Consider the following 23155-nt stretch of genomic DNA (forward strand, 5'->3'; position numbering starts at 1 on the left):
GATCGCTTCGCTCAGGATGACAAAAAACAAGGCCTCAGGTCGACAGGCTTTTGTTTGTCATCCTGAGGCCGGCATCTTGGCCGAAGGATCTGGTACTTCTTGTCATTCTGAGGGCGAAGCCCGAAGAATCTCGGTCTTGAGGGGCAAGACCAACCCCGAGGTCCTTCCCTCGCAGTGCTCGGGATGCTTCGCGATCGGGGGGTGAAACAGCCCTCAGGACGACAGAACAAGAGCGAAAGCGAGGAGGATTCTCGCTCCAGAAGGAATTTAGAATTCCTGCGGCAGCCATAAATTATCGCTCCCGGTTCATCTGCGTTTCCTTCCCGCGAAAAGCCATCCCCCGGCCAGGGCGGTGAAGGGAGCCACGGTGATCAGGCCGAAGCTCCCCACGAGAGTGTGCAGTATCTCCGCCGAGACGTACTGCATGTTCAGGATATTGGCCGGGGGGACGCCCTGGGCGACGAAGACCAGCAGCAGGCTGGAATAGCTGCCCGTGTATGCCAGCAGCAGCGTGGTGGTCATGGTTCCCACCACCGACCTGCCCACGGCGAACCCGGACAGGACAAGCTGTCTCCGGGAGAGGTCCGGCCGTTTTTCCGCGATCTCGGCCATGGCGCTTGATACATCCATGGCGAGGTCCATCACCGCCCCGGAGGACGCCAGAAATATTCCCCCCAGGAAGATGCGCGTCAGGTCGAGGTGGGCAAAACCGCTGTAGAGCAGGGTCTCCGAGAAAGGCTTCACCGCACCGTGGATGCGGAATTCGCTGCCGAAATAGAGGGACAGGCCGCAGGTCAACAGGATCCCAAGGGCGGATCCCAGGAAGGCCGCCATTCCCTTGCGGCTGACCCCGCCCACGAGAAAAACGATGGCTGCGGTGAGGGCAAGGGCGGTGAAAAGAGAGATGAGCACCGGGTCAAGTCCTGCGAGGTATCCGGGAAGCAGCACCTTCCAGATCATGGCGCCGGTGAAGAAGAAGGAGAGCAGGGCCCGGGCGCCCGTCCAGCCGCCGAAGAGAAGCAGGAGGGCGCAGAAGAGCAGGAGCAGCCGAAGCTGGATGTCCAGCCGGTAATGGTCAAGGACGTTGGCCTTGGCGATCCGCCCGGCGTCGGCGTCCACCACTGCAAAGGCGAGGTCGCCGGGGACGAAGACCTTGTCCAGTTCCAGCCGTCCCGCCAGGTGGTTCACCGCGTCGATTTCCGTTCCCCTGAAGTTCCCTTCCAGGATCCGGATACGGAGCCCCTGGTCACCGGTCCGCACGATGCCAAACTGTCGCATGTTCGAGTTGTCCACCGACAGCACACGCACCTTCACCCGCTCCGCCGAATCGGGAGCCTGTTTCCAGGAGGGGAGAAGGAAGAGGGCCAGGGTGAGCAGCAGAAAGAGCAGCGTCAGCAGGTGGTCCCGCCGTTTCGATTCCATGAAATAACCTCCGTAAACAGGCCGGCCGGAGGGAGTCCCCTCCGGCCGGCCTTGTGATGTGAGTTTCCGGCTTTTTTACCGCACGCCGAGGATGGACATGGTCTTCCAGGCGACGTCCGTGTTGTCGTAGTATCCGGCGAAGATCTCGGAGCCGAGGCCCATGGCGAAGAGAGGAACCGGGATGCCCGTGTGGGCGTAGGTGGTCCAGCCTATGCCGGCTTTCCGGTTGAGGATGTGGGTGATCTTCACCGAGAGGGGCTCATAGCCGCCGTAGAGCAGGAAGGTGGCTTCATCCTTCGCCCGTTCCTTCTTCTCGAGCATGCTGTTTTCGAAGGCCGTCCGGAGTTCGGCCAGCTCAAGGTCGGAGAGGGTCATGGAGAGAGCGATCCGGGCTTCGTCGTCGCCGGCTTTGGCCCTTTCTTCGAGAGCGGAGCGCTCTTCGGCGGTGGCGGTGCGGAGCCCGAAGGACTCGGTGATGAGGGGCATCATCTTTTCGAAGGTTTTTTCGCTTCCTTTGCGGAAGGCGGCTATTTTCTTGTCGAAGGCCTCGTAGGACTCTTTCTGGTGGGCGATCTTCTCGAAGAATGTCTCGTACTCGGTGCCGGCGAAGCCGATACTCATGCCGCCGGTCTCGTGGTCTCCCACGACGATGATCAGCGTCTCGTCGGGGTGTTTCTCCGCGAAGGTCAGAGCTTCCTTCACGGCCGCGTCGAAGGCGAAGGTGTCGCCGATGGCTGCCGCTGCGTCGTTCGCGTGGCAGGCCCAGTCGATCTTGCCTCCCTCGACCATCATGAAGAACCCGTTCGGGTTATTGAGCAGTTCGATGCCCTTGCGGGTAAACTCGGCGAGGGAGAGTTCCTTTTCCGTCCGGTCCATGTCGTAGGGCATGGCGTTGCTGCCGTCGAGGACTGGGTTTACCGCTATGATCTTCGTGCCGGGCTGAGCCGAGAGGATGTCTTCCCGGGTGCGGAGGACCTGGTAGCCCTTCTCTTTCGCGATCTCGTACAGATCTTTGCTGTCCTTGTCCTTGCCGGTGTTCTGGTGCAGGCCGCCCCCGGCGAAGAAGTCGAAACCGCTGTCGATGAGCTGTTTGCCGATGCCGTAGTAGTCGTTCCGGGACGGGACGGAGGCGTAAAAGGCCGCGGGGGTGGCGTGGTTCAGCGACACGGAGGTGAGGATGCCTACTTTCATTCCCTTGGCGTGAGCCATCTGGGCGACGGTGGTGAACTTCCGCTTCTTAGCCGGGTCCATGCCGATGACGCCGTTCTCCGTCTTGTAGCCCGTGGCGAGGGACGTTGCCGCGGGGGCCGAGTCGGTGATGAAGGAGTTGGTGGAGTAGGTGGTGATCATCCCCTGCACCGGAAGGCCGCTCAGGGCCAGCTTTTTGATCGCGGGCTCGCCGCCCGTACTGTTGACGGACCCGTTGTAGACCTCCGCCGCGTTGACCTGCTGGAGCCCCAAACCGTCGCCGATGAACAGAAATACGTATTTTGCTTTCGGGCCGCTCCAGTCGTTGCCCGTCCCTGCCGCCCAGACAACCGATGCCAGCATCAGCAGGACAAGGAGCGCCAGTCCAGTTTTGTTCCGCAATGATCGCTTCATATGTTTTCCCTCCTTAAAGTATTTGACGCCATTATCCGGAGGGAGCGTTACGGATGCAGCAAGGAAGTGTATCGGAGGTGTAAAAAGTTGGGGGATGGAAGCAGGGTGGCCGATCCGGGCGGGTGTCCCGTTCCGGGGGTGACAATATCACTGTCTCGTAACATTTTTCCGCGGTACAATTGAAAACAAAATCATCGTATGATAGGATGAAACGACAAAAAGGAGGGGGGATACGCCCATGCCGTTGCCCCTGAGGGCAAAGAAGCTCACGGAACTGCTTATTGACGAGATAAAGGTGCTCATCGAGGCGGATTCTCTTCAGCCGGGGGACAAAATTCCCACGGAGCAGGAGCTGATGAGGATCTTCAAGGTGAGCAGGACCTGCGTCCGGGAAGCCCTTTCGGTTCTCCGTCAGGAGGGAGTGGTGGAAATCATCCAAGGAAAGGGTACTTTCCTTAAAAAACACTATACCCCCTTTCCCGATATGGCCGACCCTTCCTCCAGCGCCCTGGGGCACTTCATGGAGGCGAGGAAAGTGCTGGAGAGCAGCCTGGCCCGCCTTGCCGCCGAAAGGGCCTCGGAAGAGGACCTGGAGCGGATGGAGTCTGCCCTGTCCGTTCTCGAAGGGGCGGACGCCGACCTCGACCCGGACCGGGTGGTCCAGTCCGACCTCGATTTTCATTACAGTCTCGCGAAAGCTGCGGGAAATCCCGTGCTTCTTCACCTTCTCCAGGAGGTGGATTCTCATCTTCAGATAGGCCGTTCCACCACCATCACCTTTCCCCAAGGGCGGAAGAAAGCTCTCGAGGGACACAAAAGAGTGCTCCAGGCTCTGCGGAGGCGGTCTCCCGACGATGCCGCCCTTCAGATTGCCCGGCATATCGACGAGATAGAGAAGGCCCAGAGGTTCATCATGGCCCTCCAGGACGGTCCGGCGAAAGAAGGAGGGACTGGAAAATGATCTGAGAGGTTTTGGAGCAGACGGAGAAAAAATTGTCTCGTGCAGGGGAAGAAGGAAATGTTGCTGATCGGGGAGGCTTGAATTTTGGATTGTTTTCCTGAAAGAAAAATGAACCTTTTGATTACTGCCGTTTCAGCAGCCATGGGAATTTTTCACGTCTACACGGCGTTTTTCGGGGTGCTGACCGCCCTCTGGCAGCGGAGCATCCATCTTACCTTCGGATTTCTCATCTGTTACCTGACCGTGGTCGGAGGAGCCTCCCTGAAGCGGGAAAAGATATTCCCGCTGATTGCTGCGGCGGCCTCCCTTTTTTGCCTGGGGCATTTCATTCTCAATTTCCAGGCCATGATCCTCCGGTTCGGAGAGCCCGACACTCCGGACCTTGTGGTGGGGACGGTGCTTATCGTACTCGTCCTGGATTTCGCCCGGCGTTCTGTGGGGAACGTCCTTCCCGGGATCGCCGTGGTGTTCCTTCTCTACGCCGTTGCCGGCCCCTATCTGCCGGGGATGCTCCGGCACAGGGGGTACGACCTGACCCGGATCGTCTACCAGATCTCCCTGAGCACCGAGGGCATCTTCGGCACGCCCCTCGGTGTGTCGGCGAACTACGTCTTTATCTTCGTCCTCTTCGGGGCGTTCCTTGAGGTCACCGGGGCGGGGCGGTTCTACATCGACTTTGCGGTGAAATCCGTAGGCGGAAGCGCCGGGGGCCCGGCGAAGGCCGCCGTGGTGGCGAGCAGCCTCTTCGGTTCCGTTTCGGGCAGCGCCGTGGCCAACGTGGCGGGCACGGGAGCGGTGACCATCCCCCTCATGCGCTCCATCGGCTACAGGCCGGAATTCGCGGCGGCGGTGGAGGCGGTGGCGTCCACGGGAGGGCAGATCATGCCTCCCCTCATGGGCGCGGCGGCCTTCATCATGGCGGAGATTCTGGCCATTCCCTACTACAAGGTGGCCCTGGGCGCCCTCATCCCCGCCCTGATTTTCTACGGCACGGTCTTCACCATGGTCCACTGCAGGGCGAAGATCCTCGGCCTCTCGGGGACGGCCCGGGATTCCCTTCCTCCCATGAAGGCCATTCTCCGGGACCAGGGCATCTTTTTCATTCCCCTCCTCGTGTTGATCTACTTTATGATCATCGCCCAGTACTCCGTCATGAAGGCGGCGGTCTACTCTCTTCTCGCCACGGTCCTGGTGGGTTTTTTCAAGAAGCGGATGGGCTGGCGGGACATCATCGCCGCTTTCGAGAGCGGCGCCAGGGTCTCCCTGGTGGTCATAGCCTCCACGGCATGCGCCGGGATCATCGTGGCGGTCATGAACCTGACCGGGCTGGGCATGAAGTTTTCGAGCCTCGTTCTCGCTGTGGGGGGAAACAGCCTGATCCTCGTACTCATCATGATCATGCTCGCCAGCCTGCTGCTGGGCATGGGGCTCCCGACAACCCCCGCGTACCTCATCCTGGCGGTCCTCGGGGCGCCCACCCTGGTGAGGCTGGGAGTGGAGCCGCTGGCGGCCCATCTCTTCGTCTTCTATTTCGGCTGCATGTCCATGATCACACCGCCGGTGGGGCTGGCCGTGTACGCTGCCTCCTGCATAGCGGAGGCGGATTTCTGGAAGACGTCGAAGAACGCCCTTCTCCTGGCCCTTCCGGCCTTCCTGGTGCCCTACATGTTTGTGTTTCACCCGTCGCTGGTGGGTCTTGGAGATATCGTGTCCGTTCTCTCCGCGGCGGCGAGCGGGCTGCTCGGGGCCGTGATCCTCGGGGCAGGGCTGTCGGGCTGGTTTTTCCTGAAGGTTTCCCTTCCGGACCGGGCGATCCTCTGCACCGCAGGCATTCTGCTTATCCTGCCGGGGTGGCCGAGCAATATCGCGGGTATTCTTCTTGCTTTCGCAGTATGGGTATTCCGGAAGAAGCTGAAGAACCGACACTCGGAGCAGCGTCCTTTCGGAGAGCAGTGAAAGAGAAAGCACACCATTCAAAGGAGGAAGAGAAAATGAAAGGAAAGGTATGGAAAGGAATCACCCTTGCGGCGGCGCTCATGATGTGTTTCGGGGCGCCTCTGACGGCTTCGGCCCTTGAGCTGAAGCAGATTTCCATCGCGGGAGCCGGTACGGCGGGAACGTTTTACATCATGGCCGCGGGAATCGCCGATCTGTTCGGCAAACAGCTCGGCGTGAACTCCGTGGCCGAGGTGACGGCGGGTTCTGTGGAGAACGTCAAGCTCCTCGACAGCAACCGGGTGGAACTCGCCGTCATGCAGGTGGACGTCATGCAGAACGCCCTGGCGGGGAAGGCCCAGTTCAAGGCGCCGGTGGACATGGTTGCAATCGCTCCCCTGTACCCCAACGTGATCCAGATCGTCACGCTGAAGGATTCCCCCATCAACACCTTCGCGGACCTGAAGGGCAAGAGGATCTCCGTGGGCTCTCCCGGAAGCGGCATCCTCGCCACGAACCAGATCATCCTGGAGACCATGGGAATGACGCTGAACGACATCCAGCCCCAGTACCTCTCCTTTGCCGAGACCACCAACGCCTTCCGTGACGGTTCCATCGACGCGGCCATCGTGAACACCGCCGCTCCCGCTCCCTGGGTGGTGGACCTTGAAACGAGCCACGAAGTGAAGTTCATCGAGCTTTCGAAAGAAGAGATTGAAAAGTTCACCGGGAAATTCGGCCATTTCGTCCCGGCGGAAATACCCAAAGAGGCCTACAAGTCCCTTGACAAGGATGTCACCACCTTCGCCGTGTGGATCACCCTGTCCGGCCGGGGGGACCTTCCCGAGCAGGATGTCTACGACATGACGAAAACCATTTTCGAGAACACCGATTTTCTGAAGAGCATCCATGCGGTGGGAAGCTACATCACCCTGGAGAACGTGTCGAAGATCGCCTCCCTGCCCTTCCACCCCGGCGCCGTGAAGTTCTATGCCGAAAAGGGAATCGACGTTTCGCCGAAGAAATAGAGAGGAGGAGGAGCGTTGAAAAAACTGCGCGTGGCCATCCTTGGCTGCGGAACCATCGGACGGTTTGTCCTTGATCACCTCGCCGACGGGGTGGTGCCCGGGTGTGAGCCGGTGGCGGTCTGTCTCCGTTCTCCGGAATCCAGGGGAAGAGAGCACCTCGAGTCGAGAAAGATCCCCTGGGTCACCAGCCTCGAAGATCTTCTCACGTTTTCGCCCGACGTGGTGGTGGAAGCGTCCGCCCATGACGTCGTAGTGGCCATGGGGCCGGAAATCCTGGAGAGGGGAGTGGATTTCATCCCTCTGAGCCTCGGGGCCTTCGTGGAACCCGGTCTTATGGAGACCATGACGGCGGCGGCGGAAAAGGGCGGCAGCAGGCTCCACATCCCCTCGGGAGGCATCGGCGCCCTGGACGCTCTGCAGACCGCCCTGATCGGCGGTGTGGAGAAGGTGACCATGACCACCAGGAAATACTCCACCACGTGGAAGGGCATTCCCGCCGTGGACGAGCTGGGGGTGGACCTGGAGAACCTGAAGGAGCCCCTGCTTCTTTTCGAGGGCCCCGCCAGGGAGTGCATGAAGAAGTACCCCCAGAGCATCAACATCGGCGCGGCCCTGAGCATCGCCGGGATCGGCTTCGACAGGACGATCATCAGAATCTACGCCGACCCGACGGTGGAGTACAACACCCACGAGATCCGCTGGGAAGGAGCCACGGGAAAAGTGACGGTCCTCTTCGAAAACACGCCGGTCCCCACGAACCCGAAGACGACATACCAGGCCTGTCTCAGCACCCTCTTCGTGCTGAAGAACATGACGGGGAACAGGATTATCGGCGCCTGATCCACGCTGAGAGCCGAGAGACGGCCGAAAAAGGGCGGGTCGGGGAGATGTCTTTCCGGGCCCGCCCTTTCTCTGTCTACCTGAACTGTTCGTCCAGCCGGTCGAGGGCAGCCCTGCCCACGGAGAAGAACATCTCCTCCGCCGCTGCCGTCCGCGCCCGGGCTGCGGAGGAGCTGGAAGTCCATCTCCGAATCGCTGAAAAGAGAAAGCCGCACCCTGCTCCTCGTCACTCCCCGTACCTCCGGTGTGCCGTCCGCCCCCGTCCCTGGGGCGAACAGAATCACCAGCGGGAGGACCGATCCTGCATAGGTCCACCTCCCTGGAGTGCTCTATTCCTTCCTTCCGGCGAGCCAGTGCTCGATGAGCCTTCTGGATATGCTGATGGACGGGGGGATTTCCGGCATGGTCCCGGGAGTGAACCACCCGGCATCCTCGATTTCCTTCCCGTCAGGGGTCAGCTCCCCCCCGGACCATTCGGCCGTGAAGCCAAGCATGAGGGAGTGGGGGAAGGGCCAGGGCTGGCTTCCGAAATAGGCGATGTTCTTTACCCGGATACCCACTTCCTCGAAAATTTCCCTCTCCACGGTCTCCTCGAGGCTCTCCCCCGGTTCCACAAACCCGGCGAGGACGCTGTACCGTCCCTTCGGAAAGTGGGGGCTCCGGGCCAGGAGGAGCCTCTCGTCCCTGGTCACCGCCACGATGACCGCGGGGCTGATAATGGGATAGGCCATGTAGCCGCATTCCGGGCAGCCGTAGGCCCTGTCGCTGTCCGCAAGATTCATGGGTGCGCCGCACCGTGGGCAGAACCGGCTGTTCCGCTTCCAGTCCATCATCTGGAAGGCCGTGCCCGCCGCGTGGAACAGGGCTTTTCCCCCGAGGGCCCACAGTTCCCGCAGGCCCACCGTTTCATACCCCGGGGGCGGTACCTCGTCCCCGGGGTATTCGCCCCAAGAAAAGCTTCCCCTTGTTGGGGGAAGAACGCCGGTGACCGTCAAACGGTCCCGGAAGAGGGGTTCGTCCTCCGACGACGGAAGGGAGAGCGGGGTTTTCGATTTGACGAGCAGAAGATCCTTGTGAAAGAGCAGCCATTCGCCTCCGGGGCGGGAGAAGGTCATAACAGGGCCTCCAATGTCGTTATATTGTCGTTATATTCCTGTCATTCCTGGCGGGGTGGAGGATTCCGCTTCCGGAGACCTCAAAGTGCCCCGGCGTGTGACAGACAGAACTATTATATCCCAAGGTGAAGAGCCCCCGATGCTGTTCGGGGGCTCTTCTTGGGCTCTTCGGAGCCCCGCGCTATTACTTCTTTCCGTGTTTTTGCGGATGCCCGTGTTTGGGGGGCGGAGCTTTCGGATTGCCCTTCCCCGGACCGCCGTGGCCTTTCGGGGGAGGGGCGTACTGCGGCGGATGGCCGGGGCCGCCCTTCTGCGGGCCGTAATGTACTGGGGGATGGCCGTGGTGGTGTCCGGGGGGATTCCACCTGTGACGCGGAGGCATTCTCCGGTCATCGGACCAATAACGCCGGGGAGGGAAAGGCATCCTCCGTAGGGAGTCGTGGTAGTACCTCCTGGGGGGAAGGGGGTGACGGTACGCGGGGCCCCGGGGGTGCCACCTGTCCCGGTCTCTGTAATAAAAGAGGTCGAGAATGAGGGACGCGTGGACGTTCCCTTTTTCGTATTCCAGCACAAGTCCCGGAAGGGCGTCTCTCCAGAGGACGAGGGCTCGCCGTTTATCGACCCCGCGGCCGTACCCGGTGTGGTAATGGTACGCCAGCATGGCCTGGGCCATGGGGTTTCCTCCGGCGGCGCTTCTCTCGTACCAGTAGGCCGCCTGGAACGGGTCCTCGGAATACCCCCTGTCACCCCTGTCGAAACCCAGGCCGGCAAGAAACTCCATCTCCGGGTCTCCGTTATCCGCTTCCGCCAGGACTTCGGCGAAAGAAAACCCGTCGTCCTCAGCGGAGCCGGGGAGAGAGTAAGGAGCGGAAAAAGCCGCCGGAATGGAAATGACGGCCGCGCTCCCTGAAGAAAAGACGGGGGCTGCCTCCGCGGGAAGGGAAAGAAATGCCGCAGAGAGGACGGCAAGGGCTGAAAACAGGGCCGGGGGAGGAAAGCTGAAACGGTGCGGTGTATCTTCCATGAAAATTCGCCTCCTTTCGTTGTCCCGCCGCCGAAAGAAAAGCCGACAGTCCGGCCGGCGGAAGATGAACAAAACGACCCATGAGTTTAATCATTATTTTAGACGGAAGGTCAGGAACCGGTACCGCTGTTCTACCGAACCGGAATGTTAGCCGTCTTTACTTACCCTAAATCCGCAGGCACCGGTGACGCTCCCCGCTGAGGTGCGGATTTAGGCTTACGGAAGGCTATATATCGGAAACTCCATATTGTTGTAATATGTTATGCCCGGCAGCCGGAAGAGAGCGGGAGGATGTATTCGCCATGAAACGAGGGGCGTTCTCGTTTCCGTGCGGTTTTGAAGAGGACCGGAGAGCAGCGGGACCTGCGGCGACTGCCTGGGGCGGATGGTGATCAGCGAAAGGGAGACAGGTATATTTTCCGACGGCCGAAGGGGAAACCGGGATCCTTCCCCCTCGGGGACGCAATCGCCGCGCTCAGAATGACATACCGTCATCTGCCGTTGTAAGCATGTCATATTCCTGTTCTGTTATCCTGAGGAGCGAAGCGAAGAATCCGACCCTCGCTTTTTCTCTTTCTTTTCGGGAGGAACCAGGCCCCATCGAGCGGCGTCCTTTTCGTCGCCGAGGCGCCACACCTTCCTGTGGAGTTCCCGCAGGTGGTGCGGGGCCCTGAGGAGGGCCGTCTTTTCCTTCCGGTTCAGGGCGTCAGGCCCCGAGGCCAGCGCCTTTTCCACGATCCTGTCCCGGGCCCGTTCACGGGAAGGAGCTCCCCGCCGGAATCGGAGCAGCAGGGATGTGTGGAGACTGTGGACCAGGGGGTCCACCACCGCCCGGAGAAAACCTTTTTTCCGGTCGAAAAAGAACGGGAAGTAGGGTTCCGGGCGCAGGAGATTCTCCTCCAGGACCTGCAGTTCGGGGGGCAGCTCCACCTCCTCGGGGATGAGGAAGAGCCCTGATCTCCGGAACAGCCGTCCCACGGCGGCCCGTCCTGTGACGACGGAGATGGGGACGGAGAGGACCAGGGAGAAGATGACGGGGGAGATCCACCAGAAGAAGGACGGAGTGATCCGGTAGACCACCGTGCCCCAGCCGATGCCGAGGAGGGTGCCCCACCAGTGGGCCCGGAGGGCTTCCCTCCAGGTGGTTCCCCGATCGTCCCGGGACTGGGTTCCCCACCCCACGCTTTTTCCCAGGAGGGTGGACACTACGAAGAGGCTGTGGAAGACCATCCTGATGGGGGTGAGAATTATGGACAAAACCACCTCGAGGAGGATGCTCAGGAAAAGACGTAACTTCCCACCGTAGAGCCTGGCCCTGAAATCGGCGAGGAGAATGGGTAAAGCGCTGAGAAACTTCGGGAGGAAGAGGAGCAGGGTGGTGGAGCCCAGCAGCGAGATGGCCCAGTGGGGACGCCATACGGGAAGCTCGGGGAGGAATTTTCGCAGTATGGGCATGTACACCGGTTCGAAGAGGACTTCCGAAATGGCCTGGGCGGAGTTGACCGTCAGGAAGGACAGCCAGAGAAGGGCCGAGCCGTAGGAGAGGATTCCGTTGATGAACAGCGCCCGGTGAGCGGGGAAGAAGCCCCGGGTGAAGAGCAGGCGGGTGTGCTGGAGGTTGCCCTGGCACCACCGGCGGTCCCGCTTGAGCTCGTCGATGAGGGTGGGGGGCGTTTCCTCCCATGTCCCCTTGAGGTCGTAGGTGAGCCAGATTCCGTACCCTGACCGGCACATGAGGGCCGACTCCACGTAGTCGTGGCTGAGGATGTCCCCGCTCAGCGGACCTTTGCCGGGAAGGCGGGGAAGCTCGCAGTGCTTTATGAAGGGGTCCACCCTGATTAGGGCGTTGTGGCCGCAGTACTGGGCATCGCCTAGCTGCCAGAAATGGAGACCCGCAGCCAGCAGGGGGCCGTAGACGTGGTTGGCGAACTGCTGCACCCGGGCGATGAGCGTTTCCCGGTTCACCGCCTTGGGAGGCGTCTGGAGGATGCCGATGTCCGGCCGAGCCTCCATGATCTGCACCAGCCGCACCAGAGTTTCGCCGCTCATGATGCTGTCGGCGTCGAAGACGGCCATGTACCGGTAGCTTTTGCCCCACCGGCGGCAGAAGTCGGCCACGTTGCCGCTTTTCCGCTTGGTGTTGCTGGTCCGCTTCCGGTAGAAGACCCGTCCGAAGGCGTTTTCCTCCGAACAGAACCTGTACCAGGCTTCTTCCTCCTCCACCCAGACGTCGGGATCGGTGGTATCGCTGAGCAGGAAGAAGTCGAACCGGTCCAGGGAGCCCGTCGCCCGGACGGACGCGTAGGTCGTCCGCAATCCCGCGACGACCCGCTTTACATCTTCGTTGTAGATGGGGATGAGGATGGCCGTTCGTGCCGCTTTGTCGGCGATGGTGAAGTCGAGACCGTCGCAGGCCCGGGAGACCCGGTAGGAGTCCTTTTTCGTCAGCAGGATGACCAGCCCCGCGATGGAAGTCCAGAAGCCCACGGAAATCCAGGCAAACAGGGTGGTGAACACCGCCACGAGGAATGTGTCCAGCAGGATGCTTCCTCGGTCGGGCAGGAGCCGGGCCATGGTGTTGCTGGAGATGATGGTCGGGATGAGGACGATCAGGAGGAGCAGCAGGCGCCGCCTGCTGCCGGTGCGCCTCCAGGCCGGAACGGGTCCGCCGTCAGCCATTGGTTTTCCCTCCGAAGAGTTCCCGGCTCCACCGCCGAAGAAAACGGACGAGGGACGTCCTCCAGGGCAGGCGGTCCATTTCCTCCGCCACCATGACGGCCCGGTTCAGCGGAGGAAAGGAGGAGATGCGCCGTCCTCCCCGATCCATGATGTCGGGTGAAAATCCTTCTTCCCGGAGCAGCCGCTCAAGGGCGTCCATGGCTTCTTCAGGGGATGACGGGGCTTCCTCAAGGCTCCGCGCGGCGAGGGAGAGACCCCTGGCAGGTTGGATGCCGAGCCCCCGGATATAAAGAAGGACCCTGTCCCCGGCAGCCCACTGCCCGGGGGCGGGCTCTTCGGAACAGGGTGCGGTGCGGTCGCCCGGACAGGTCACGGCAGCCTCCGGGAAAAGGGGGATGCAGCGAGGGAGCGGAAATGAAAGGAGGGGCGTCGGGACGGAAGGCCCCTTCCGGGAAACGTCTTCTCTGGATACACCGGGAAAACCTCCTGGCGGTTCGGTCTTGTGTTTATGAAGCCTATGAGACATCATACGGGCATTCCTTCCGTCCTGCAAGGAAGGGGGAATTCCTATCCCCGGCCGGCGGGAGCACGACCAGTCCCCAGAGGGCGGCCGCGTCCCGGTCTTCCAGTTCCCATACCCGGCGGTGGAGTTCCGCCAGGCGGCGGGGGTCCTTCAGAAGCTCTATCTTCTCCCGTTGGGTGAGACTGCCCGGGCCTTTCGCGATGGCTTTTTCCACCAGCCCTTCCATGGCGTTCTCCCGGGCGGGGGCTTTCTTTTTGTAGCGCAGCAGGAGAGATGTGTGGAGGGCGTGGACAAGAGGGTCCACCACCGCACGGAGAAATCCCTGTTTCCGGGAGAAGGGGAAGGGCGTATAGGGTTCGGGACGCCGGAGGTTTTCCTCGAGGTCGGCGAGTTCGGCGGGGAGTTCCACTTCCTCCGGGATCAGGAGCAGGCCGGAGTTCCGGAAAGCCCTCCCCAGGGACGCACGGCTCGTGAAGACCGAGAGGGGCGCCGAGAGAACCAGAGAGACGACGATGGGGGAAATCCACGGGAAGAAGGACGGGTTGGCCAGGTAGACCAGGCCGCCCCAGGCAGCGCCGAAGAGGGTTCCCCACCAGTGGGCGGAAAGTGCCTCGCTCCAGGATGTTCCCCGGTCGTCCCGGGACTGGCTGCCCCACCCCACGCTTTTTCCTAGCAGTGTGGCGGTGACGAAGAGACTGTGGAAGATCATCCGCACCGGGGCGAGAAGGGTGGAAAGCCCCACCTCGAGCAGGATGCCCGAAACAAGGTTTGTCCTGCCGCCGAAAGCCCGTGCCGATGGGTCCCTCAGGAGGATGAGGACCATGCTGAAGAGCTTGGGGAGGAAGAGGAGCACCGCCGTGGAGCCGAGTAGGGTGAGCGCCCAGTGGGGGTGCCACACGGGCCACTGGGGGAAGAGGGTCTTCGTCCCGGGAAAGTACACCGGCTCGAAGAAAACTTCAGCAACGGCCTGGGCGGAGCTCAGCAGCAGGAAGGCAAGCCACAGGAGGGCGGACCCGTAGGAGAGAATGCCGTTAAGAAACAGGGCCCTGTGGGTGGGAAAGAACCCCCTGGTGAAGAGAAGGCGCATGTGCTGGAGGTTCCCCTGGCACCAGCGCCGGTCGCGCTTCAGTTCGTCCAGCAGGGTGGGCGGGGTTTCCTCCCAGCTTCCCCCGAGGTCGTAGGCCAGCCAGACGCCGTAGCCCGCCCGCCGCATGAGGGCGGCCTCCACGAAGTCATGGCTGAGGATGTCCCCCGCCAGGGGGCCTTTTCCCGGAAGGCGGGGTACCTGGCAGTACTTCATGAAGGGTTCCGTCCTGATGATGGCGTTGTGTCCCCAGTACTGGGCGTCTCCGAGCTGCCAGAAATGGAGGCCTGCGGCGAACATCGGGCCGTAGACATGGTTTGCGAACTGCTGGGCCCTGGCGATGAGGGTCTCCCGGTTCACTCCGGCGGGAGGCGTCTGGAGGATGCCGATGTCCGGCCGGGCCTCCATGCACTGCACCATGCGGACCAGAGTTGTGCCGGCCATGATGCTGTCGGCGTCGAAGACGATCATGTAGCGGTAGTTTTTCCCCCACCGGCGACAGAAGTCGGCCACGTTGCCGCTCTTTCGCCGTGAGTTGCTGGAACGCCTCCGGTAGAAAACCCGCCCTGAGGCGTTCTCCTCCCGGCAGAATCGCCGCCAGGCTTCTTCCTCCTCAACCCAGATGTCCGGGTCGGTGGTGTCGCTCAGCAGAAAGACGTCGAACAGGTCTGAGGAGCCGGTTTTCCCCAGGGAGGTGAACACGGTGCGGAGCCCCGCCATCACACGTTTTACATCCTCGTTGTAGATCGGTATGAGGACGGCGGTCCGAGCTGTTCTGTCGGCGATGGACCAGTCCATATGCTCGCAGGCCCGGGAAACGGAGAAACGGTTGTTTTTCCCCAGGAGGAGAAAGAAGCCCATGGAGGCCGTCCAGAATCCCACGGAAATCCAGGCGAAAAGGACGGCGAACACCGCCACGAGGAGGAACTCCATGGCCGTGCCGCCCCGGAAGGGCAGCAGCGCGGCCATGGTGCGGGCGGCTGCGATCGTGGGAAGGATGACCAGGACGATGAGCAGAATGCGCCGCCAACTGGCGGCGCGGTTCCACGAAGGGTTGGGCATCCCGGTGTCATGCATGGCCGTTTGTCTCCCAGGGGCCGAAAAGATTCCGCCTCCACCGGCGGAGGAAGCGGCCAAGGGCTGATTTCCATGGAACCCGGTCGAGGGGCTCCGCCACCATGACTCCCCTGTTCAGGGAAGGCATCGAGGAGATGTGCTTCCCTTCCTCGTCGAGGATTCCCCTGTCGAGGCCGTTTTCCGCCAGGAGTTCCCGGAGTTTTTTCACGGCCTCCGAGGTGGACGCGGGGCCGGTTGCCTTGAGGCTCTCCACGGCCAGGTCGAGCCCTCGAAAGGGAGGCAGGTCAAGGGCACGGACGTAGAGGAGAACCCGGTCCCTGGAGTAGCGCCACTCGTCGTGGGATCCGGCGGGCCTATTCATTCCGGTCTCAGGGATGGAGGTCATAGGTCCACGTCTCCGTAAGGGGATCGGGGAGGTTCTCTCCCTTTTTGAGAAGGGCGGTGATCCGGATGTAGGGCCTTGCCGCCTGGGTCGGGAAAATGGTCTTGAGTTTGCCCTTCGGGTCGACGGCAATGTGCAGGACGAGGCGCCATCCCCCGGTGACCTCGTTTTTCAGCAACTGCTTCTCGAGAAGACGGCCCCCTTCACCCACGGTGACCACGCTCGTCAGTCCCGAGTCCCCGGGAAGGTCGGCCAGCTGCCCGCCCTCGAAGTCCAGGACGAAGCGCACCGTCCCTTCCTGGTTCCCGGCGGCCATTCTGCTCGCCGCGGCCCTGCCGAGGGGGTGGACGGTTTCCGAGGGGTGCATCCATCGCATCCGGTACGCGAAGGACATCTCGCCGGGGTATTTCCGCACGTCATTTATCGGCAGACCGTCTGCGCCCGTCTCTTCAATTTTATCGGGAACCCAGTACGCCACCATGTTGTCGTGAATCTCCAGTTCCGAGGGAATTTCCACCAGCTCCACCCTTCCCGGTCCCCATGAACCCCGGGGTTCGATCCAGAGGGAGGGGCGCTTCTCGTATCGTGCCTCCAGGTCCTGGTAGTGGTCGAAGGTCCCGTCGCGCTGCATCAGGCCGAAGCCGGCAGGATTGACCTGGGGGTAGAGGATAACGGCAAGGCGGGAGGGGTTTGCCAGGGGACGCCAGATCCACTCGCCGGACTCGGTGTGCATCAGGAGACCGTCGGAATCGTGGACTTCGGGGCGATAATCCCCCTGCCGGCCGTTTTCCGTCTCCCCGTAAAGGAACATACTCGTCAGGGGGGCGATGCCGAGCTTCTGCAGGTCCTTCCGCAGAAAAAGGGTGCTCTCGGCGTCCATGACGGTCTCCTTCCCTGGAATGACGGTGAAGGCGTAGGCGCCGGTGAGGCCGGGACTGTCCAGGAGTGCGTAGATCCTGATGAGGGTGCTCTCCGGGGCGGGCTTCTCGATCCAGAACTCGCGGAAGTAGGGGAACTCCTCCCCCGACTGGAGGGCCGTGTCGACGGCGAGCCCCCGGGCGGAAAGACCGTACTGCACGTCCCGGGCCACGGCACGGAAGTAGCTGGCCCCCAGGAAGACCACCGCCTCGTCCTTGTAATTCCCGGAATTGAGGTTGCAGTGAATCCGGAAACCGGCGAAGTCGAGGGGCGTTGATGCCACTTTCGAAGCGAATTCGTTGTCGCCGTAGTCGAAGGCCGAAGAGGAGAAGGGGAGCTTCTCCGACCGTCCGTTTTCAATGATGTTGATCGTGACCAACCTGTTGTAGAAAAGCCCGGGGTGGAAGAACTGCACCTCGAAAGGCAGGCCTTCCGCCCTCCACAGGGATTCGGAGGGACGGAAGCGGATTTTCCGCCACTGGTCGTAGCTGATGTTCAGCAGAAAATCGGGAACCTGCCCCTCCGGGTTCTCGAAGGGCCGGGATGCCAGTTCTTCGGCCTTTTGCTTTACATCGTCGAAGGAGAAGTGGAGGACTGCCGCAGGGCCGGACTGAACGGCGTCCCCCGGGGGCGTCTCCGATGCCCCGGGGGACGCGGGAAGCAAGCAAAACGCCGCCGCGAGGAACGCGGCGACGGCTATCTGACGGTATGAGCGATGGCGCCGAATGCAGGGGAACACGAAGGACCCTCCTTGGCCGGATTTTCCGGACCGGTTGTGAAATAACATACATCATGATAAGCCTTTTTTGCCGGAGCGCAATGAGGGAGGGAAATTTCCCTGTTTTCAGAAAACATCCGGAAGTTCCGAGACGACGAACTGGGGGATCCGCTCCGGCGGCAGGGGACGGGAGAAGATGTAGCCCTGGATGGAGGCCGCCATCCCCTCAGGAATGAGTCTTCTCAGCTTTTTGAGCTGCTCCATGGTCTCGACCCCCTCGAAGGTCACCTCCATCCGCAGGTTTGCCGCGAGGTGGATCATTGTGGAGACCACACCCCGGGTTTTTTCGTTTTCCATGTCCAGCATGAAGGACCGGTCGATCTTGAGTTCCGATATGGGCAGCATGCGGAGTTGTGAAAGGGAGGAAAACCCGGTGCCGAAGTCGTCCAGGGAGAAGCGGATGCCCTTCTCTCCCAGTTTCGCCATAACTTCCCGGGCGTGGTCCGGGTTCTCCATGAAGGCGGACTCGGTGATCTCGAGCTGGAGGAAGTAGGGGTTCATGCCCGTCCGCTCCACGATTTCCAGGACACCCGTCACGAACGATTCCGAGGAGATCTGCTTCGCCGAGATGTTCACCGCCACGGGGATTTCCATTTTCCGGGCGGCCCACTCCACCCACCGGAGGCAGACCTGTTCGAGGGCAAAAGCGCCGAGGGCCCGGATTTCGCCGATTTCCTCCGCCAGGGGGATGAAGATGTCGGGGGGGATCATGGTCCCGTCTGCCGAAGTCCAGCGGAGCAGGGCCTCCAACCCCACGGTTTTCCGTTCTCCCAGGCTGATCTTGGGCTGGTAGAAAAGGTGGAACTCCCCGGCGTCGAAACCCCGCCGGAGGTCGGACTCCAGGCGCATCCTGCGCTGGATTTTCCTGTCGAGGTCCTCGGTGAAAAGCCTCCAGGTGTTCCCCCCTTCCCGCTTGGCCCGCTCCATGGAGAGGGAGGCGTTCTGGAGGAGTTCCTCGGGGGTTTCCCCGTCCCGGGGATAAAAGGTGACTCCGGCGCTGGCGGTGATCCTGTAGGAATGGCCCCCCACGGAGAAGGGGTTTCTGAGGATCGCGAACATTCGCTCCACCGTCCGGAGAGAGGAAGAGTAGGAGTCTCCCCCGGTGAGCAGAACGACGAATTCGTCCCCGCCGAATCGGGCCACGGCTCCCGGTTCGGCGGCCGCCCCGGCGAGCCTTTTGCCCACCTCCTGGAGCAGCCCGTCTCCCACGGGGTAGCCCAGGGTCTTGTTTACAGACCCGAACCGGTCCAGGCCGATCATGATCACCGAAAGGATCTGTTGTTTTTCCCTGGCCCTGGAGAAGGCGAGGGAGAGCCTGTCATGGAAGAGGAAGCGGTTGGGCAGGCCCGTCAGCCCGTCGTGGTTCACCTCGTGCAGCAGCAGGTGCCGGCTTTGGTGGAGTTCGGTCAGGTCCTGGTAGACGCCGATGTAGCGGCTTACTTTCCCTTCGCCGCCGGCGTAGGCGAAGATGTTCAGCCGGGAGGGAAAGGCTTCGCCGTTCTTCCGGCGGTCCCATATCTCGCCCGACCACTGGCCGTCTTTCCTGAGGGCGTCCCACATTTTCCGGTAAAAATCGGGGCCGTGCTTGTCCGACTTCAGCATGTCCGGCGTTTTGCCTATGATCTCTTCCGGACCGTACCCTGTGATGGCGGTGAAGGCCCGGTTGACTTCGAGAATGCGCCCCTCGGTGTCGGTGATCATGATCCCCTCGGCTGCGTTCCGGTAGATTTGGGTAATGAGGGCGAGCTGGTTCTCGGACCGGGCAAGCTCCAGGGTTTTTTCCTTCAGGCTCCGGTCCAGGAGCGCGGCATGGGCTGCCTTTCTTCCGAGAAGGACCGCCCTGAGGCTCAGGAAGAGAGAGACCGCCCCCGCCGCAGCGATGGAAAGAAGTCCCGCGGCCACGAAGCGCATTTTCCATGCGGCCATGCTCTTTTTCGCATCGTCGATGTAGACTCCCGTCCCCACGATCCAGTTCCACGGCTCGAAAAGGGCCACGCAGGATGTTTTCGGGGTCAGGGTGTTCAGATCGTCCTTGAATTGCCACTGGTAGTCCACTATTCCCCTCCGTTCGGGGGAGGAGACGGCGGTTTCGATCCTGTCGAAGAGCCTGCGGAGGAGAACGCCGTCCGGCCCGGCGGTGGTGTCCGGGTTCGCGCCCTCGAGATCGGGCCGGTAGGGGTGCATGAGGAGGGTTCTTTCGGGCCCGAGGATCCAGAAGTAGTCCTTTTCCATTTCTCCGAAGCGGAGGGAGCGGATGCGGGTGAGAGCCCGGGCCTTGGCCTCCCCCGGAGGGATCTTCCCTGCGAGTTCCTCCCTGTGCAGGGCTTCGAGGTAATGGAGCTGCACCAGGATCAGATTTCTGCAGAGGTCCCTTTTTTCCGCCATGTGGCTTTCTTCAAGGAGGGGAAGCAGAACGCCGAAAATCACGGCGAAAAGAATAACCAGCAGGAAGGAAACAGGAGCCATGGTCTGGAGGAAGGTTCGGAGAAACACCCGATCTCCGGCGAGCTGAACGACCTTTTCCATGTTGTAGGCCGGAGCCTGGGGTCTTTCCGCCATGGGGAGGCTCTCCTTCCGGTATAAGAGGCCGGAAACCGTTTTCCGAGCCATTCCTGTATTATATCAGGAAAAAAATGCCCCAGGCAGAAGCTCTTGTCCTCAATAATTCTGGGTCCTCGGACCCCGGAAGGGAGAAAAAAACTCCCCGCAGGTTTCCCGGGGAGAGCGGGCGGTTAGAGAAGGGGGTCGAGCCACCGGAAAAAGTCGTCCGTGACCAGGGCGTCAGGGCCTCCCGGAACGAGGTAGGAAGCTCTCCGGAAGAGAGGGTCGTCGGTCCTCTCGCCTGGGGCGGGCAGGGCGACGCAGGTCATTCCGGCGTTCAGGGCCGCCTCCACGCCGTATTTCGTGTCCTCGAAGACGATGACCGATTCCGGTTTTGTGTTCATTCTTCGGGCAGCCTCGAGGAAAATGTCCGGAGCGGGTTTTCCCCGCCGGACTTCCGAGGAAGAGACGATGTGGGTGAAAAAGGAGCGGACGCCCAGAACCTCCAGGATTTCCGAGGCGATGGCGCTGTTGGATCCCGTGGCCACCGCCATGGGAAGCCCTCTTCCGGCAAGCCCCTCGAGAAGGGGTTTCATGGGCGGGTAGAGTCGGCTTGACGAGAGAGCGATCTTCCGGTACAGAGCGTTCTTCTCGTCCACCAGGGCCTGCACGTCGTCCTCCAGGCCGTAGTTTGCCCTGATGCGCCGGACCATCTCGTGGATGTCCTTCCCCACGTAAGCGGCCTTGTCTTCCCTGGAGAAGGAAATGCCCCGCCGGGAGAGGAGGATCCTGTCGCTTTCGTAGTGGTTGTCTTCGCTGTCGATGAGGGTTCCGTCCAGGTCGAAAAGAGCGAGCTCCAGAGTTCGCCTGACGGGGCCGGAGGAGGTTCCTTTCTCTCCGGCGAGAAAAGCCAGAGGAGATTCCATCATGGTTATTCCCACTTTCCCTTCGGTTCCGTTTTCCCAAATTGTACCATGGATCCCTCTTCTGCATACAGCATCCGGCCATGGTATAGAATGAGGGCGGAGAAAATCAAAGGAGGCTTGAAATATCATGATCATTGAGACGGGAAAGCACACCTTCCAAGTGGAGCTCTGCGGCGGTGACGCCGCGCGAAACCTTGAGAAAACACTGCCCCAGGAGATTTCCATGTCCCGCTGGGGCGATGAATTCTACGGCACGCTGAAAGAAAAGGTGGACTCCGGCGCCGACAAGCTCGGAGATGTCTTCGAAATCGGCGACGTGGCTCTCTGGCCGGCGGGCAACGCCCTGTGCATCTTTTTCGGCCCCACGCCGGCAAGTGAGGGAACCGAGCCCCGGATGGCCTCCCCCGGCGTCCTTCTGGGAAGAATCGCCGGCGACGCAACGGTACTGCGGGACTGCGGCAGGTCGCTGAAAAAAGTCCGGATCCTGCCCTGACCCCCCTTCACGACGGCACCACCAGGGAAACGCCTTTGTGGCGGACGATGTCCACGGGCACGCCGTAGACATCGGCGATGATCTCCCCCGGGACCTCCGACGGAAGGAACACCCCCCGGATGCATCCGTCCTTCAGGAAGAGCAGCCGGTCGGCGTACCGGAAGGCGGTGTTCAGGTCGTGGAGGCTCAGCAGAGCAGCCACGCCGTGTCCCTTGACCACCTTCCTGAGGGTGGCCAGCATGTCGAGCTGGTTTTTCAGGTCGAGGCTGCTGGTGGGTTCGTCGAGGAGCAGCACCCGGGGTTCCTGCACCAGGGCCCGGGCAAGGAGCACCTTCTGGAACTCCCCTCCGCTCAGTTCGTCGATGTAACGCAGGGCGAACCGCTCAAGGGAGAGGCTTTCGAGGGCGGATTCCACCTTTTCCATGTCCTGCCGCTCCACGGACCACCCCAGGTGGGGCCGGCGGCCGAGCAGCACGGCGTCGAAGACGGTGAGCCTGACCGGTTCTCCCCGCTGGGGAACGTAGCCGAAGAACTTTGCCCGTTCCCGGGGAAGGCATGCCGCGGCGTTTCTGGACTCCATGAGCACCGTGCCCCCCGCCGGGCGGAGGATGCCGCCTATGGTCCGCAGCAGGGTCGTCTTCCCCGTGCCGTTGGGGCCGAGAAGGGCCGCCATCTCTCCTTCCGCCAGGGTGAAGGTCACGTCCTCGAGCACCGGTACACCCCTGTAGGCGAAGGAAATTCCGTTCACCGAGAGGATCATGTCCGCCGCCTCCGGGCGATGAGGGCGAGGAAGACCGGCGCCCCGAGAAAGGCCGTAAAAACCGACACAGGGAGGGTCCGGGGCGCGAAAACGAGCCGGGCGACCGTGTCGGCCGCCAGCAGAAGCAGACCTCCCATCAGCACCGATCCGGGGATGAGAAAACGGTGGTCAGAACCGAGAAAGCGCCGGAGCATGTGAGGACAGACCAGCCCCACGAAGCCGATCACGCCGAGGAGGGCCACCATCACCGCCGACAGCAGGGACGTGACCACCATGGCCTCCATGCGGATCCGGGATGCGGAGACCCCCAGCGAAAGGGCCGTCTCGTCGCCGCAGTCGATGGCGTTGAGGTCGAACCGGCGGAGGAAGAACAGGACAAAGGCGGCAGCCAGCAGCCCTCCCATGAGGGGTATGTCCCGCCAGGAGGCCCGGGAGACGTCCCCGAAGGTCCAGAAGACCGTGGCGGCGATCTGGCTGTCGTCGGCGAAGTACTGCAGGAACATGGTCCCTGCAGTAAAAAGGGAGCTGAGGGCTACCCCGGCGAGGATCATCACGTCCGGCATGCCCCTGGTGACCGAGGAGATGACGAGCACCACCCCCATGCAGAGGAGGGACGCGAGGAAGGCCGCACCGGTGGTCAGCCACGGGTTGACGATGGTGACTGCGTTCACGGCGCTGCTCTGCATGCTGCCCGTTCCCAGCACGATGATGGAGAAGGCGGCGCCGAAGGCTGCGGCGTTGGACAGGCCGAGGGTGAAGGGGGAACCGAGGGGGTTCCGGAGCGCCGACTGCATCACCGTCCCCGCCAGGGAGAGCCCTCCGCCGGCAAGGAGGGCCGCAAGGGTCTGGGGAAGGCGTATGTTCAGCACGATGATGCGCCACTTCCCCTCCCCGCCTCCGAGAAGAGTGCTTACCACGTCGGCGATCGGGATAGAGACGGCCCCCCGGGAGACGGAGAAAATTCCCGTCAGCAGGCAGGCAGCCGCCAGCCCGAAAAGAAAGAGTTTCTTGCGTCCCACGTGCCGTTCGTAGTTCGGGGAGAGATGATGTCCTTCCAGATGCACTGC

Annotated in this window: 18 protein-coding genes; 5 read left to right on the plus strand and 13 right to left on the minus strand. The window is 61.9% G+C overall.

The window, feature by feature from the left end; translation table 11 throughout:
* Positions 1-306: 306 nt before the first annotated feature.
* Positions 307-1422 (minus strand): YibE/F family protein, encoded by a 1116-nt coding sequence (locus JMJ95_RS01590; RefSeq protein WP_290681659.1) that lies wholly within the window; start codon positions 1420-1422, stop codon positions 307-309.
* Positions 1423-1497: 75 nt separating this feature from the next.
* Entirely contained in the window at positions 1498-3024 is a 1527-nt protein-coding gene (locus JMJ95_RS01595; RefSeq protein WP_290681661.1) for an alkaline phosphatase, read from the minus strand.
* A 238-nt stretch (positions 3025-3262) separates the two neighbouring features.
* On the opposite strand from JMJ95_RS01595, the gene JMJ95_RS01600 reads away from it, so the two are divergent.
* The 4 genes from JMJ95_RS01600 to JMJ95_RS01615 all read left to right on the plus strand — a co-directional run bounded on the left by JMJ95_RS01600 (position 3263) and on the right by JMJ95_RS01615 (position 7788).
* Positions 3263-3985 (plus strand): FadR/GntR family transcriptional regulator, encoded by a 723-nt coding sequence (locus JMJ95_RS01600; protein ID WP_290681664.1) that lies wholly within the window; start codon positions 3263-3265, stop codon positions 3983-3985.
* Between the two features lie 84 nt (positions 3986-4069).
* The gene (locus JMJ95_RS01605; RefSeq protein WP_290681667.1) at positions 4070-5941 is read left to right on the plus strand and encodes a TRAP transporter permease; all 1872 of its coding nucleotides are present in this window, start codon (positions 4070-4072) and stop codon (positions 5939-5941) included.
* A gap of 35 nt (positions 5942-5976) precedes the next feature.
* Positions 5977-6948: a TAXI family TRAP transporter solute-binding subunit gene (locus JMJ95_RS01610; RefSeq protein ID WP_290681670.1), complete on the plus strand. Its 972-nt coding sequence runs from the start codon at positions 5977-5979 to the stop codon at positions 6946-6948.
* A 15-nt stretch (positions 6949-6963) separates the two neighbouring features.
* Positions 6964-7788 (plus strand): aspartate dehydrogenase, encoded by an 825-nt coding sequence (locus tag JMJ95_RS01615; protein WP_290681673.1) that lies wholly within the window; start codon positions 6964-6966, stop codon positions 7786-7788.
* 329 nt (positions 7789-8117) lie between these two features.
* Here JMJ95_RS01615 and nudC read toward each other — a convergent pair whose 3' ends face one another.
* The 9 genes from nudC to JMJ95_RS01660 form a co-directional block, all read right to left on the minus strand.
* Positions 8118-8903 (minus strand): NAD(+) diphosphatase, encoded by a 786-nt coding sequence (gene nudC / locus JMJ95_RS01620; protein WP_290681675.1) that lies wholly within the window; start codon positions 8901-8903, stop codon positions 8118-8120.
* A gap of 184 nt (positions 8904-9087) precedes the next feature.
* Positions 9088-9927 carry a hypothetical protein gene (locus tag JMJ95_RS01625; RefSeq protein ID WP_290681678.1) on the minus strand — a complete coding sequence of 280 codons (840 nt, stop codon included), beginning with the start codon at positions 9925-9927 and terminating at the stop codon, positions 9088-9090.
* A gap of 528 nt (positions 9928-10455) precedes the next feature.
* Complete coding sequence (gene mdoH / locus JMJ95_RS01630) at positions 10456-12606, minus strand: glucans biosynthesis glucosyltransferase MdoH (protein ID WP_290681680.1); 2151 nt, start codon at positions 12604-12606, stop codon at positions 10456-10458.
* Complete coding sequence (locus JMJ95_RS01635; RefSeq protein ID WP_290681683.1) at positions 12599-12979, minus strand: hypothetical protein; 381 nt, start codon at positions 12977-12979, stop codon at positions 12599-12601. Before JMJ95_RS01635 ends, mdoH (JMJ95_RS01630) begins: the two co-directional genes overlap by 8 nt.
* 142 nt (positions 12980-13121) lie before the next feature.
* Positions 13122-15290, minus strand: coding sequence for a glucans biosynthesis glucosyltransferase MdoH (mdoH, locus tag JMJ95_RS01640; RefSeq protein ID WP_290681685.1), 2169 nt, complete (start codon positions 15288-15290; stop codon positions 13122-13124).
* Positions 15283-15675: a hypothetical protein gene (locus tag JMJ95_RS01645; RefSeq protein ID WP_290681688.1), complete on the minus strand. Its 393-nt coding sequence runs from the start codon at positions 15673-15675 to the stop codon at positions 15283-15285. Before JMJ95_RS01645 ends, mdoH (JMJ95_RS01640) begins: the two co-directional genes overlap by 8 nt.
* Positions 15659-17329: a glucan biosynthesis protein gene (locus tag JMJ95_RS01650; RefSeq protein WP_290681691.1), complete on the minus strand. Its 1671-nt coding sequence runs from the start codon at positions 17327-17329 to the stop codon at positions 15659-15661. Before JMJ95_RS01650 ends, JMJ95_RS01645 begins: the two co-directional genes overlap by 17 nt.
* A gap of 105 nt (positions 17330-17434) precedes the next feature.
* Positions 17435-19927, minus strand: a complete 2493-nt coding sequence (locus tag JMJ95_RS01655; RefSeq protein ID WP_290681694.1) for an EAL domain-containing protein — start codon at positions 19925-19927, stop codon at positions 17435-17437.
* Positions 19928-20100: 173 nt separating this feature from the next.
* A complete protein-coding gene (locus JMJ95_RS01660) occupies positions 20101-20838 on the minus strand; it encodes an HAD family phosphatase (RefSeq protein WP_290681697.1) in 738 nt (245 codons plus the stop codon).
* A 124-nt stretch (positions 20839-20962) separates the two neighbouring features.
* On the opposite strand from JMJ95_RS01660, the gene JMJ95_RS01665 reads away from it, so the two are divergent.
* Positions 20963-21328 carry a cyclophilin-like fold protein gene (locus JMJ95_RS01665; RefSeq protein WP_290681700.1) on the plus strand — a complete coding sequence of 122 codons (366 nt, stop codon included), beginning with the start codon at positions 20963-20965 and terminating at the stop codon, positions 21326-21328.
* A 7-nt stretch (positions 21329-21335) separates the two neighbouring features.
* Here the strand turns inward: JMJ95_RS01665 and JMJ95_RS01670 are convergent, their stop codons facing one another.
* A complete protein-coding gene (locus JMJ95_RS01670) occupies positions 21336-22088 on the minus strand; it encodes an ABC transporter ATP-binding protein (protein ID WP_290681703.1) in 753 nt (250 codons plus the stop codon).
* Positions 22085-23152, minus strand: coding sequence for an iron ABC transporter permease (locus JMJ95_RS01675; RefSeq protein ID WP_290681706.1), 1068 nt, complete (start codon positions 23150-23152; stop codon positions 22085-22087). Before JMJ95_RS01675 ends, JMJ95_RS01670 begins: the two co-directional genes overlap by 4 nt.
* Between the last annotated feature and the right edge of the window lie 3 nt (positions 23153-23155).

This window comes from Aminivibrio sp. (assembly GCF_016756745.1).
Lineage (GTDB): Bacteria > Synergistota > Synergistia > Synergistales > Aminobacteriaceae > Aminivibrio.

What these genes read in the sequence shown, in the direction of transcription:
- JMJ95_RS01590 (WP_290681659.1), bottom strand. Translation starts at nt 1,422, where the DNA reads ATGGAATCGAAACGGCGGGACCACCTGCTGACGCTGCTCTTTCTGCTG.
- JMJ95_RS01595 (WP_290681661.1), bottom strand. Translation starts at nt 3,024, where the DNA reads ATGAAGCGATCATTGCGGAACAAAACTGGACTGGCGCTCCTTGTCCTG.
- JMJ95_RS01600 (WP_290681664.1), top strand. Translation starts at nt 3,263, where the DNA reads ATGCCGTTGCCCCTGAGGGCAAAGAAGCTCACGGAACTGCTTATTGAC.
- JMJ95_RS01610 (WP_290681670.1), top strand. Translation starts at nt 5,977, where the DNA reads ATGAAAGGAAAGGTATGGAAAGGAATCACCCTTGCGGCGGCGCTCATG.
- nudC (WP_290681675.1), bottom strand. Translation starts at nt 8,903, where the DNA reads ATGACCTTCTCCCGCCCCGGAGGCGAATGGCTGCTCTTTCACAAGGAT.
- JMJ95_RS01625 (WP_290681678.1), bottom strand. Translation starts at nt 9,927, where the DNA reads ATGGAAGATACACCGCACCGTTTCAGCTTTCCTCCCCCGGCCCTGTTT.
- mdoH (WP_290681680.1), bottom strand. Translation starts at nt 12,606, where the DNA reads ATGGCTGACGGCGGACCCGTTCCGGCCTGGAGGCGCACCGGCAGCAGG.
- mdoH (WP_290681685.1), bottom strand. Translation starts at nt 15,290, where the DNA reads ATGCATGACACCGGGATGCCCAACCCTTCGTGGAACCGCGCCGCCAGT.
- JMJ95_RS01645 (WP_290681688.1), bottom strand. Translation starts at nt 15,675, where the DNA reads ATGACCTCCATCCCTGAGACCGGAATGAATAGGCCCGCCGGATCCCAC.
- JMJ95_RS01655 (WP_290681694.1), bottom strand. Translation starts at nt 19,927, where the DNA reads ATGGCGGAAAGACCCCAGGCTCCGGCCTACAACATGGAAAAGGTCGTT.
- JMJ95_RS01660 (WP_290681697.1), bottom strand. Translation starts at nt 20,838, where the DNA reads ATGATGGAATCTCCTCTGGCTTTTCTCGCCGGAGAGAAAGGAACCTCC.
- JMJ95_RS01665 (WP_290681700.1), top strand. Translation starts at nt 20,963, where the DNA reads ATGATCATTGAGACGGGAAAGCACACCTTCCAAGTGGAGCTCTGCGGC.
- JMJ95_RS01670 (WP_290681703.1), bottom strand. Translation starts at nt 22,088, where the DNA reads ATGATCCTCTCGGTGAACGGAATTTCCTTCGCCTACAGGGGTGTACCG.